This window comes from Sorangium sp. So ce117, assembly GCF_051524395.1.
GTDB lineage: Bacteria > Myxococcota_A > Polyangia > Polyangiales > Polyangiaceae > Sorangium > Sorangium cellulosum_B.
The window spans coordinates 2,069,615-2,081,352 of record NZ_CP150309.1; the positions used below are offsets into that span (position 1 = coordinate 2,069,615).

The 11,738-nt window shown below is 67.8% G+C and carries 8 protein-coding genes; 6 read left to right on the forward strand and 2 right to left on the reverse strand.

From position 1 onward, the window contains the following. Positions 1-309: 309 nt before the first annotated feature. Both WMF46_RS07790 and nrfH read right to left on the reverse strand, forming a co-directional pair. A complete protein-coding gene (locus WMF46_RS07790) occupies positions 310-1,737 on the reverse strand; it encodes an ammonia-forming cytochrome c nitrite reductase subunit c552 (RefSeq protein ID WP_437985037.1) in 1,428 nt (475 codons plus the stop codon). A gap of 30 nt (positions 1,738-1,767) precedes the next feature. Then, positions 1,768-2,307, reverse strand: coding sequence for a cytochrome c nitrite reductase small subunit (nrfH, locus tag WMF46_RS07795; RefSeq protein WP_437985038.1), 540 nt, complete (start codon positions 2,305-2,307; stop codon positions 1,768-1,770). Positions 2,308-2,579: 272 nt separating this feature from the next. Between nrfH and WMF46_RS07800 the strand changes: the two genes are divergently transcribed. The 6 genes from WMF46_RS07800 (at position 2,580) to WMF46_RS07825 (ending at position 11,601) form a co-directional block, all read left to right on the forward strand. Then, positions 2,580-2,882 (forward strand): hypothetical protein, encoded by a 303-nt coding sequence (locus tag WMF46_RS07800; RefSeq protein WP_437985039.1) that lies wholly within the window; start codon positions 2,580-2,582, stop codon positions 2,880-2,882. Between the two features lies 1 nt (position 2,883). Continuing rightward, positions 2,884-4,128, forward strand: a complete 1,245-nt coding sequence (locus WMF46_RS07805; RefSeq protein WP_437985040.1) for an MFS transporter — start codon at positions 2,884-2,886, stop codon at positions 4,126-4,128. A 532-nt stretch (positions 4,129-4,660) separates the two neighbouring features. Next, complete coding sequence (locus WMF46_RS07810) at positions 4,661-6,976, forward strand: family 2 encapsulin nanocompartment cargo protein terpene cyclase (RefSeq protein ID WP_437985041.1); 2,316 nt, start codon at positions 4,661-4,663, stop codon at positions 6,974-6,976. Positions 6,977-6,997: 21 nt separating this feature from the next. Then, the gene (locus tag WMF46_RS07815; RefSeq protein ID WP_437985042.1) at positions 6,998-8,404 is read left to right on the forward strand and encodes a family 2B encapsulin nanocompartment shell protein; all 1,407 of its coding nucleotides are present in this window, start codon (positions 6,998-7,000) and stop codon (positions 8,402-8,404) included. 96 nt (positions 8,405-8,500) lie between these two features. Beyond that, complete coding sequence (locus tag WMF46_RS07820) at positions 8,501-9,901, forward strand: family 2B encapsulin nanocompartment shell protein (protein ID WP_437985043.1); 1,401 nt, start codon at positions 8,501-8,503, stop codon at positions 9,899-9,901. Positions 9,902-9,915: 14 nt separating this feature from the next. Continuing rightward, on the forward strand, positions 9,916-11,601 hold the full coding sequence (locus WMF46_RS07825) for a mechanosensitive ion channel family protein (RefSeq protein ID WP_437985044.1): 1,686 nt from the start codon (positions 9,916-9,918) through the stop codon (positions 11,599-11,601). Positions 11,602-11,738: the final 137 nt, after the last annotated feature.

Sequence of the window (11,738 nt, forward strand, 5' to 3'; positions counted from 1 at the left end):
CACACTCGCGCTCCACCGGAGCTCTGGAGTCATGGTCCAGCTCGTCAGTCCGTGAGCGATGACGAGTCCGCTCGTCCTGTTCGCGCAGGCGCGCGGCCCGGCTCTCCAGGTGGCCTGGACCAGGAGCGTGGCAGTCGAGGAGCGGTAGGCGCCAACCAACCTTAGCGCCGCGTTCTCCCACATCCGAACGTTTGCGTGGTCGTCAACGATAGGCCGTGAACGACCACGACCACGTCCACGTAAACGTGAACGTGAACGTCCACGTAAACGTTGACGTTCACGTTGACGTGGACGCGAACGTTAGTTCGATCACTCTTCGGGCGGGGTTCCGTCTCGCAGCGACAGCTGACCTCGCCGGCACGTATCGATGGCGGACGCGAGGATGCGCATCGCCTCCTGCGGCGCGTGGAAGCCGGACGAGTTCTCCGCCTCGGCGAAGTCGACGAAGAACTGACATTTCCGCTGCGCCGCGCGCGGCCCCGCGAGCGCCTCTTCGGCCATCCCGGCCTCCTTCGCCCGGCGGATGTCGCTGATGAGCGCGGTCACGGCGTCCATCGCCCGGTTGCGCGCCTCGAAATGGCGCGACTGGATCGTCTCCACGCGCTGACGGAGCTCCTCCTCGGGCCACTTGTGGCACGTCTGGCACGCGCGGTTCACGTTGAGGAGCGGGCTCTGCACGTGGTGATCGCTGATCTTCGTCGCGCCGACCCGCTGGTAGGGCATGTGGCAGTCGGCGCAGGCCACGCCGGAGCGGGCGTGGATGCCCTGATTCCACATCTCGAACTCCGGGTGCTGCGCCTTCAGCACCTTCGCGCCCGACTCCGCGTGCGTCCAGTCCGAGTGGCCGCTCTCCTCATAGTAGGCGTAGATCTCGTCGATCTTGATGCCCTTCGCCCACGGGTACACGAGCCGCTTCTCCGGGCCCTTGAAGTAATACTCCACGTGGCACTGGCCGCAGACGTACGAGCGCATCTCCTGGCGCGTGGCCATCGTGTTGACGTCGTAATTGGCCTCACCCATCGACGCCTTGAGCGCGCGGATCCCCTCGATGAACCCGGGCCGGGTCACCCGGAGCTGCAGCGACTCGGGGTCGTGGCAATCGATGCACGAGACCGGGTGCGTCACCAGCTTGCGCGCCTCGGGGAAGGGCATCTGGTTCATCGCCTCCCACCCGCGCATCAGGTCGCCGCCGCCGAGCTTCTTGTACGGCACGTACACGGACGCATGGCAGTGAATGCAGGTGCCCGGCTGCTTCGTCGCGACCTGCCGCTCGGTGTACACCTGATCCTCGAGCATGTGGGCGTGCCCGCGCTCCTCCCGGAAGTCGCGCGCGAAGGCGTAGCCGGCCCACATCGTCTTCAGCCGACCGTCCTCCTCGAGCTTCGATTGCGCGACCACGCTGCGCGGATCGGCGTCCGTCGGCGTGCGCGGCACCGCCTCGCTCCCGCCGAAGCGCGTGCGCTTCTGGTCGACCGTGCGCCGGTAGCCGTCGTACTGGAGGGGGAAGTTCTTCCCCCAGACGGCCGGGTCGTCTATCGTGTCGTCGAGCTCGACGACTCGATAGAACGGGCTCTTCGCCTCCTGCTTGTGCTCGAAGATGTTCACCAGCAGCGCGGCGAGCCCGGCGGTCGCCGCCGCCGCGGCGAGCGCCGCGAGCGGCAGGTAGCGCCAGCGCGCCGGCGGCCTGCCGGTGCGCTCGCTCTTCTGCGTGGATCCTTCGTCCTTCGGCTCCGTCATCGATTCCATCCCTCGTGCAGCGGGCGCCCCTCAGTGCAGGTGGCCCACCGATTCATGGCAGCGCACGCACGAGAGCCCCGCGGCGCCGTGGTGCTGGCTGTCGATCGCATCCACGACGTCGCCGTGGCACCCGCGACAGGTCTCCTCCGTGATGCGTAGATTGCTGGGCTTGATCCGGATCGGGTCCGGGAAGCGGCCCGAGGTGAAGGCGAACGAGTGCCAGAACCCGTTCGACGCCTTCGTGGCGTATTTCCCCAGGAACGTGTGCGGCGCGTGACAGTCGTTGCACCCTGCCACCGCCCGGTGGCTGGAGCGCTGCCACCCGGCGAACTGCTCGTTCATGATGTGGCAGTTGGCGCACGCCGACGGATCGCTCCCCAGGTACGAGGCGCCCTTCGCATAAACGAAGGTGTACCCGCCGAGCCCGGCGGCCACGCCGAGCGCGACGCAGAGCGCGAGGAGCAAGGCTCCTTTGGAGCCACGCCCGCCGCGCGCTCGCTCGCGCGCCGGCGGCTCCGGCGGTTCATCTCGCCGTTGCCCTTCCGTCATGGGATCTTGCTCGTGGGTCATCTATCGCCGGACCGGTTCATCGATTCTCGATCATCGACCCGCCGCTTTGCAAGGCAGGTGCCGCTACGTCTCGGCCGGAGCGGCGATCGACGGCCCGGCGGCGGGGACGAGCCGACTCGGCGCGAAGGGCGGCCGCGGGACGCCGCGGCGGGCCGGCGCACGCGGCCGCAAGGCGTGCGCAGCGGCGCAGATTCCGCGCTGGCGGGCGCTCCCTGCGGCCGCTGTTCCCGCCGCCGCCCGTCTGCGCTAGGGAGCTGGCCAGGAGACGTCACGTGACCCTCGACGAGCACGGGTTCATCCGCTTCCGCGGGTTCGAGGGTCGCGGCGCGGTGCGCTCGCTCGTCGAGGAGGTCGACGCCATGGACCGCCGCCTTACAGGGGAGGGCAGGGCGCACATCAACGGCGTCCCGCTCCTCTTCGGCGCGCGGAAGGACGGCTCTCGTTACGTCGTCGCGCGGGCCACGGCCACGGGCGACGCCCGCCAGCGGCGCGTGATGTACCTGCCGCTCACGAGCAGGCCGCTCAAAGACCGGCGTTATCGCGTCTACGAGCGCTCGCTCGGAGGGAACAGGTGATATGACGACAGCTGCCCCGCACCAGAAGACGCCGTTCACGCCGTACCAGCGGCGGCTGTTCTGGTTCCTGAGCGTGGCCTCGTTCTTCGAGGGCTACGACTTCCTGGCGCTCACGCAGATATTGCCCAACTTCGGCGCGCAGATGGGCCTCTTGCCCCGGCACGAGGGGCTGCTCGTCGGGGTCATCAACTCGGGCACGATGATCGCGTATCTCCTCGTGCGCAAGGCCGACCAGTGGGGGCGGCGGCGGGTGCTCTCGGTCACCATCGCGGGGTATACGATCTTCTCCGTGCTGACGGCGTTCGCGCCGAACGTCTATGTCTTTGCCGTCTTGCAGCTCCTCGCGCGCATCTTCCTGCTCGGGGAGTGGGCGGTCAGCATGGTGTACGCGGCCGAGGAGTACCCGAGCGATCGGCGCGGGATGGTGATCGGCGTCATCCAGGCGTTCTCGAGCCTGGGATCCATCGTGTGCGCAGGCGTCGTGCCGCTGCTCCTCGCGACGCCGTACGGGTGGCGCAGCGTGTACCTCGTCGGCGGCATCCCGCTCGTGCTCATCGCGGTCGCGCGGCGCGGCCTGCGCGAGACGGCCCGGTTCGAGCAGGTGGCGGCCGAGCGAAAGGGGGAGGGGACGCCGCCGTTCACGCGCATCCTGCGCACGCCGCACCGCAAGCGGATGCTGCAGCTCGCCTTGATCTGGGGGCTCACGTACGTTTGCACCCAGAACGCGGTGACGTTCTGGAAGACGTTCGCGCTCCGGGAGCGCGGGCTCAGCGACGGCGAGGTGGGCGGCAGCATCACGTTCGCCGCGCTCGTCTCGATGCCGCTCATCTTCGCCTCGGGCAAGCTGCTCGACGTGGTGGGCCGCCGCAAGGGCGCGGTGATCATCTATGTGCTTGCGGCCGCCGGCGTGCTCGGCGCTTACTCGCTGGGCTCGCGGGGCGCGCTCACGGCCGCGCTGGTCTTCGCCATCTTCGGCGCGAGCGGGGTGCTCCCCGTGCTGAACGCCTACATGACCGAGCTCTTCCCCACGCACCTCCGGAGCGACGCGATCGCCTGGTCAAACAACCTGCTCGGCCGGATCGGCTACATGCTCTCTCCGATCGCCGTCGGCTTCGCCGCGGAGGAGATCGGCTGGGGACCGGCGGTGTCCGCGACGGCGCTCTTCCCGCTGGTCGCGCTCGCGCTCATCCTGTGGCTCCTCCCGGAGACGCGCGGCAAGGAGCTCGAGGAGACGGCGCGGGTATAGCCCAGCTTCGTGTGTCAGAAATCCGGCCAAGGATCGCCGAGACGCCACAAGACGCCAAGAAGAACACAACAATCCTGGCGTCTCGTGGCGCCCTGGCGGTTCCGGCATTCTGGCAGGACGGGGCAGGTACCACACCACCGGGCGGTGAGGGCAAACGAGCGGGCTGACTGAAACGTGCTTGCTGTCGCGGGCGCACCGGCTGCGGGCCGGCTCGGCGGGTGATCGTGTCATGACGGAGCCCGCCCGCGGCGCTCAAGCGGTCGCCGCGGCGCCCGAGCGGTTCCGCACCAAGCAGCAATTTTGGAGTTCCTGCGGTCTGGAGCTCGTCATCAGTTAATTTGGTGGGAGCGCTGGGCTGGTCTAGATCCGCCCCGTCCGAACGATCCCGATCGGTCTGTACGGAAGAGCCCCACCAACGCGTCGTCGTACGTCTGCGTGCGAGCGGCCGAGGTGCGTCCGGAATACAGACCGCCAAGACATTCAGGTCGCCCGCGTCGCCCATATCGACGTCGCGCGCGAGAAGTCAGCGAATATGCAACCTTTCACGCTGCCCGACTTCTACATGCCGCATCCGGCGCGCCTCAATCCGCACCTCGAAGGCGCGCGCGCGCACACCAAGGCCTGGTCCTACGAGATGGGTATCCTGGAGAAGAACCCGCAGGAAAAACCCATCTGGACCGAGCGCGACCTCGACGCGCACGACTACGCGCTGCTCTGCGCGTACACCCACCCCGACGCGCCCGCGCCCGAGCTCAATCTGATCACGGATTGGTATGTCTGGGTGTTCTTCTTCGACGATCATTTCCTCGAGATTTACAAGCGCACCAAGGACATGCGCGGCGCCAAGGCGTACCTCGACCGCCTGCCGCTCTTCATGCCCGTCGTGCCCACGGGGACGCCGCCGGAGCCGACGAACGTTGTCGAGCGCGCGCTCGCGGACCTCTGGGCGCGGACCGTCCCGCTCACCTCGGTGCACTGGCGCGAGCGCTTCCTCGAGGCGACGAAGAACCTGATGCTCGAATGTATGTGGGAGCTCGCCAATATCCAGGAGAACCGCGTCGCGAACCCGGTCGAATACATCGAGATGCGCCGTAAGGTCGGCGGCGCGCCCTGGTCCGCGGGCCTCGTCGAGATCGCCGTGGGCGCCGAGGTCCCGGCCGCCGTCGCCGCGACGCGCCCCCTCGAGGTCCTGCGCGACACGTTCTCGGACGGCGTCCACCTGCGCAATGACCTGTTCTCGTACCAGCGCGAGGTCGAGGACGAGGGGGAAAACGCCAACTGCGTGCTCGTCCTCGAGCGTTTCCTCGGCGTGCCCACGCAAAGGGCGGCCGATCTCACGAACGAGATCCTGACGTCGCGGCTCCAGCAATTCGAGAACACGGCGCTCGTCGAGGTGCCGGCGCTCTGCGTCGAGCACGGGCTGACGCCGGCGCAAGCCCTCGACGTCGCCAGGTATGTGAAGGGACTGCAGGATTGGCAGTCTGGCGGCCACGAATGGCACATGCGGTCGAGCCGCTACATGAACGAAAACGCGGACAAATCCGCGAGCGTCCCCGATCCCCTCGGGGCGCCGACGGGGCTCGGCACCTCGGGGTTCCGGATCAGGCTCACGCCCGGCGCCCTGGGTTTGCAGCGGATCAAGACCCTCACCCACGCCCCGTTCCAGCCTGTGGGCAGGACGCCGCTCCCGAAGATCACCATGCCGTTCAAGCTCCGCTTGAGCCCGCATCTGCCCGCGGCGCGCCGGAACACCCTCGAGTGGGCCCGCAAATTCGCGATGCTCGACGTGGTGCCGGGCGTCTTCGGGTCCGGGATCTGGGACGAGCGCAGCTTCATCGGCTTCGATTTCCCCATCTGCGCTGCGGGCATTCACCCGGACGCGTCCCCGCACGAGCTCGACCTGAGCTCGGCCTGGCTGACGTGGGGGACGTACGGCGACGACTATTTCCCGCGCGTGTTCGGCGCGACGCGGGACATGGCGGGTGCGAAACGGTTCAATGCCCGGCTCTCGATGTTCATGCCCCTCGACTGCGCAGGCGCGCCGGTGCCCGAGAACCCGGTGGAGAGCAGCCTGCTGGATCTCTGGATCCGCACAGCTTCCCCCATGTCGATGAATTCGCGGCAATCGCTCCGCCGCAGCGTCGAGACCATGACCGGGAGCTGGCTCTGGGAGCTCCTGAACCAGACCCAAAACCGGATCCCGGATCCGGTCGATTACGTCGAGATGCGCCGCAAGACGTTCGGCGCCGATCTCACGATGAGCCTGCCCAAGCTCACGCTGGGCGATGTGGTCCCGGCCGCGGTCTTCCGCACGCGGACGATGCGAGGGCTCGACAACACAACGGCCGACGTGGGCGGGTGGATCAACGATCTCTATTCGTACCGCAAGGAGATCGAGTTCGAGGGCGAGCTCAGCAACCTCGTGCTGGTCGTCGAGCGGTTCCTCGAATGCGACGCGCAGCGGGCCAAGGAGGTCGTCAATGACCTGCTCACGGCGCGGGTGGTGGAGTTCGAGCACATCGTCGCGACCGAGCTGCCCCGCATCCTCGACGAATTCGACCTCGACAAGGCGGCCCGCGAGGCCGTGCTCGGATATGTCGAGAAGCAGCGATTGTACATGGCTGGCGTCCTCCACTGGCACGTCGTGACGAGCCGGTACGTGGACGCGGAGCTCGAGCGCCACCCGATCGAACGGGCGATCGAGGGCGCGCGTGGGTTTGGCGCCTCTGCGGCGCGTATCAGCAGTTTCTTCGGCGCCGGAAGAGTCGGCGCCGCGGCTCCTGCTGCGAAGGCGGATCTTTCGATGGGTACGGCGCGGTCCGTGCCGGTGAAGCACGGGCGGCCCTAGCCGTCCGGGAAAGAGGGACTCATGTCTATCACAGGTAATCTGGGTTCGATCGATCAGCACCAGACCAGCCTCGCGACGGCGGCCGCGAGGCAACTCGCGACGACGACCAAGTCGGCGCCGCAGATGCAGGGCATCTCGTCGCGGTGGCTGGTCAAGCTGCTGCCGTGGGTGCACGTCAACGGCGTGTACCGCGTGAACCGCCGGCTGAGCTATGCGGTGGGCGACGGGCGGGTGACGTTCACGAACACCGGCGCGAAGATCCAGGTCATCCCGCAGGAGCTCTGCGAGCTGCCTCTCCTCCGCGGTTACGAGGACCTCGAGGTCCTCACCGCGCTGGCGAACCGCTTCGTGCAGCGTGAATACAAGCCCGGCGACGTCATCACCGAGCGCGGCAAGGAGGCCGATCACATCTGCCTCATCGCGCACGGCAAGGTCAACAAGATCGGCGCGGGCAAGTACGGCGATGAGACGGTGCTCGCGGTCCTCGCGGACGGCGACCATTACAGCTACCAGGCGCTCCTGGAGGCGCAGGATTACTGGACGTTCACGGCCAAGGCCGTCACGGCGGTCACGGTGCTGACGCTCCAGCAGACCGTCTTCGAGGAGCTCGTCGCCCAGCACCCGTCGCTGAAGAAGCACCTCGACAGCTTCAAGGCGCTCGCCGCGAAGAAGCAGGACAACACGGGCGAGGCGGCGATCGAGATCGCGGCGGGCCACTCCGGCGAGCCCGTCCTCCCCGGCACGTTCGTCGATTATGAGACCTCGCCCCGCGAGTACGAGCTCAGCGTGGCGCAGACCGTGCTCCACATCCACACGCGCGTCGCGGATCTGTTCAACGAGCCGATGAACCAGACGGAGCAGCAGCTGCGCCTGACCATCGAGGCTTTGAAGGAGACCCAGGAGCACGAGCTCATCAACAACCGCGAGTTCGGCCTCTTGCACAACGCCGACCTGAAGCAGCGCATCCACACCCACAGCGGGCCCCCGACGCCGGACGACATGGACGAGCTCCTCGCCACGGTCTGGAGGGAGCCGTCGTTCTTCCTCGCGCCCCCGCGGGCCATTGCGGCGTTCGGCCAGGAGTGCAGCCGCGTCGGCGTCTATCCGCAGAGCATCGAGGTGAACGGCCACCGCGTCCCGGCGTGGCGCGGCGTGCCGATCTTCCCGTGCAACAAGATCCCGGTCTCGGAGACGCGGACGACCTCGATCCTGCTCGTGCGCGCGGGCGAGAAGAACCAGGGCGTCATCGGCCTGCACCACGCCGGCATTCCGGACGAGGTCGAGCCGAGCCTCAACGTGCGCTTCATGGGGATCAACGACAAGGCCATCATGTCGTACCTCGTCAGCCTCTATTACTCGACGGCCGTGCTGGTCCCCGACGCGCTCGGCGTCCTGGAGAGCGTCGAGATCGGGCGCGCCCACGAATGAGCCGCGAGCGGTAGGCGCTCCGCGTGTGCCCCGTGCAAGCGCGGGGGATACGCGGAGCGCTCTGCTCTCCGAAGCGCGCAGAAGGAAAGGTACATCATGGCAAACGCCGAAAACCCTGGGATCGGGAACGATGGTGAGCGTTCGAGCCTCGGGACGCTGGGGGCGCGAAAGCTCGCGACGACGACCAAGTCGCATCCGCAGATGCAGGGGATCACGTCCCGGTGGCTCCTGCGGGTCTTGCCCTGGATCGAGGTCACGGGCGGCACGTATCGCGTGAACCGCCGCCTGAGTTATGCCGTCGGCGACGGCCGGTTGAGCTTCGGCAACGTCGGGGCGAAGGTGCAGGTGATCCCGCAGGAGCTCTGCGAATTGCCGCTCTTGCAAGGCTTCTCGGACGACGCCGTGCTCGACACCCTGGCGAGCCGGTTCGTCCAGCGGGAGTACAAGCCCGGCGCGCTGATCGCCGAGCGCGGAAGACCCGCGGAGACGATCTTCCTGCTCGCGCACGGAAAGGCCCAGAAGCTCGGCGTAGGCAAGTACGGCGCCGACACGATCCTCGACGTCCTCGCGGATGGGGACCATTTCGGGGACCAGTCCGTCATCGAATCGAACGACGTATGGACCTATTCGGTCAGGGCCGTCACGCCGTGCATCGTGCTCGAGCTCCCGCAGCGCGCCTTCGAGGAGCTGATCTCGCGATCCCCGGCGCTCCACGCGCACGTCGAGTCGCTCAAGGAGCGGCTGAAGAAGCCGCAGGACAAGCTCGGACAGGCGGCGATCGCCCTCACCGCCGGTCACACGGGCGAGCGCGCGCTCCCGGGGACGTTCGTCGATTACGAGACCGCGCCGCGTGAATACGAGCTCAGCGTCGCGCAGGCGATCCTCCGGCTCCACACGCGCGTCTCGGATCTCTTCAATGATCCGATGGATCAGCTCCAGGAGCAGCTCCGCCTGACCGTCCAGGCCCTGCGTGAGCGGCAGGAGCACGAGCTCATCAACAACCGTGACTTCGGCCTCCTGCACAACGCCGACCTGAAGCAGCGCCTCCATCCCCGGAGCGGCCCCCCGACGCCCGACGACATGGACGAGATCCTCTGCCGGCGCCGCAAGTCGCAGTTTTTCCTGGCGCACCCGCGCACGATCGCCGCCTTCCACCGGGAGTGCAGTCGCCGCGGCATCTACCCGACCAGCGTCGAGCTCTCCGGCACGCAGGTCGCGGCGTGGCGCGGCGTCCCGATCCTGCCTTGCGACAAGATCCCGATCAACGAGGACAAAACGAGCTCCATTCTCGTCATGCGCACGGGGCAGGAGCATCAGGGCGTCATCGGCCTCCACCGCACGGGCCTCCCCGAGGAGATCGAGCCCGGTGTCTCGGCCCGCAGGATGGAGACCGACGGGAAGGCCATTACCTCGTACCTCGTGAGCACCTATTACTCCGCCGCGGTGCTGGTGCCCGACGCTCTCGGCGTCCTTGAGAACGTCCAGATCGGGCGGTAGTCTCGGCGGCCTCGATGACGCTGCATCTCGACCTGCTCCTCCACAACCTCGTCGCGCTGTGCATCGCGATCGTGGTGCTCCTGCTCCTCTCGGAGCTCGTGGTCAGGCTGATCCATCGGGGCTACGCCTTCGTCTTGCGCTCGCCGACGCTGGAGCACGTCACGGCCGACGAGCGCAAGTCGTTCCGGCGTCGCGTCCGTCGCCGCGCGCTCGTCTGGGTCGCGCTCGTCGGCGCCGTGCTCATGGGCGGCGCGGCGTTCGCCGTGGTTCGCGGGATTCGCGCCCTCGACGTGGTGAAGAGCGCGCTCGTCGGGCTCGCCGGAGACGATCCCGCGCTCGCCAGGATGCGATTGCTCACCGCGCTCGGGATCGCCGTCGGCGCGCTCTTCGTCGACGCCCTCGCCCGGGGGCTCGCCGACGCGCTGGGAAAGGCGGTCGCGCGCTCGGACTGGCTGGAGAAGCGGCGCGAGCCGGTCGCAGAGGTCACGAACCGCCTGCGCAAGGCGCTCCGCGTGGTTGTCCTCGGCGCCGCCGCGGTCCTCCTCACCGAGAAGCTCGCGCTCGCGCCGGGGACCCAGCGCGCCGTATTGCTCGCCAGCTACACGCTGGGCGCGTTTTACGTGAGCCGCCTCGCGACGGGGATCGGATACCTCCTCCTCGACGTCCTCTTCGACAATTCCACGAGGCTCGCCCGCCTCGAAAGCCCGCTCAGGTACCTCGGGAACCTGTCGCACCTGCTCGGGATCACGAAGCGCGTCGTCGATTATTGCGTGTACATCACGGCGGCGACGTGGGTCGCCGACGCGCTCACGCCCGACACGTGGCTCTCGCAGGCGGGGCGGGTCGGGCTCCGGATCATCGCGATCATCTATGCGAGCCGGGTCCTCGTCGAGCTCTGCGTGCTCCTCATCAACGACCTCTTCCTCGGGAAGGTGGCGGAGGAGAACCCCCAGACGCTCCAGCAACGAAAGACCCTGGTCCCCGTGGCCATGGGCTTCGTGCGGTACGCGATTTACTTCTCGGCTCTCGTGCTGGGGCTGCGCGAGGCTTCCATCGATCCCACGCCGCTGCTCGCCGGCGCCGGCGTCATCGGCGTGGCCATCGGCTTCGGCGCGCAGACGTTCGTGGGGGACATCGTGGCCGGCTTCTTCATCCTCTTCGAGAACCTGCTGCTCGTCGGGGATCTCGTGGAGATCGGCGGCATCCAGGGGCGCGTGGAGGAGATCGGCGTTCGTATCACGAAGATCCGCGACGACATCGGCGTGCTCCATTCGATCCCGAATGGCGAGGTGCGCAAGGTCGCGAACCATTCGCGATCCTACGTGAACGCTGTGGTCGACGTGCACGTGCCTTACGAGGAGGATGTGCAGCGGGTGCGTGAGCTCCTCGCGAGGGTCGCCGAAAAGGAGGTCGAGCTGCAGACGGGCGCTCCGGGGCAGGTGGACGTCGGCGTGGAGGAGCTCAACGAGGGATCGATCGTCCTGCGTATCAGCGCGCGCGTGCCACCCGGCAAGAACAAGGAAGTGAACGATGCGCTGCGCGGCCGCGTCGTCGAGGAGCTTTGCAAAGCTCAGGTCAGCGCGCCGCGCCCGCGTCGAGCCGTCCTCATCGACAGCCAGCTCTCCGTCAAGAACCCGCCCAGGCGAGAGATCGAGGAATCCGCGCCCGTCATGCCTTTCTCGCCCACGAACGACGACTGACGAGCGGTTCGCCTCGCGGCCGTGCTCAGGCCCCGACAGCGCGAGGTGCGCCGTGTCCTCGAGCAGCTCCCTCCGTGCCAGGAGCACGAAACCGGCGGGAAGAGGAGCCAATCAACGGAGGTCCAGGGCGTCCCTTG

Coding starts and splice junctions, on each gene's coding strand:
- WMF46_RS07790 (WP_437985037.1), bottom strand. CDS start 1,737: ATGACGGAGCCGAAGGACGAAGGATCCACGCAGAAGAGCGAGCGCACC.
- nrfH (WP_437985038.1), bottom strand. CDS start 2,307: ATGACCCACGAGCAAGATCCCATGACGGAAGGGCAACGGCGAGATGAA.
- WMF46_RS07805 (WP_437985040.1), top strand. CDS start 2,884: ATGACGACAGCTGCCCCGCACCAGAAGACGCCGTTCACGCCGTACCAG.
- WMF46_RS07810 (WP_437985041.1), top strand. CDS start 4,661: ATGCAACCTTTCACGCTGCCCGACTTCTACATGCCGCATCCGGCGCGC.
- WMF46_RS07815 (WP_437985042.1), top strand. CDS start 6,998: ATGTCTATCACAGGTAATCTGGGTTCGATCGATCAGCACCAGACCAGC.
- WMF46_RS07820 (WP_437985043.1), top strand. CDS start 8,501: ATGGCAAACGCCGAAAACCCTGGGATCGGGAACGATGGTGAGCGTTCG.
- WMF46_RS07825 (WP_437985044.1), top strand. CDS start 9,916: ATGACGCTGCATCTCGACCTGCTCCTCCACAACCTCGTCGCGCTGTGC.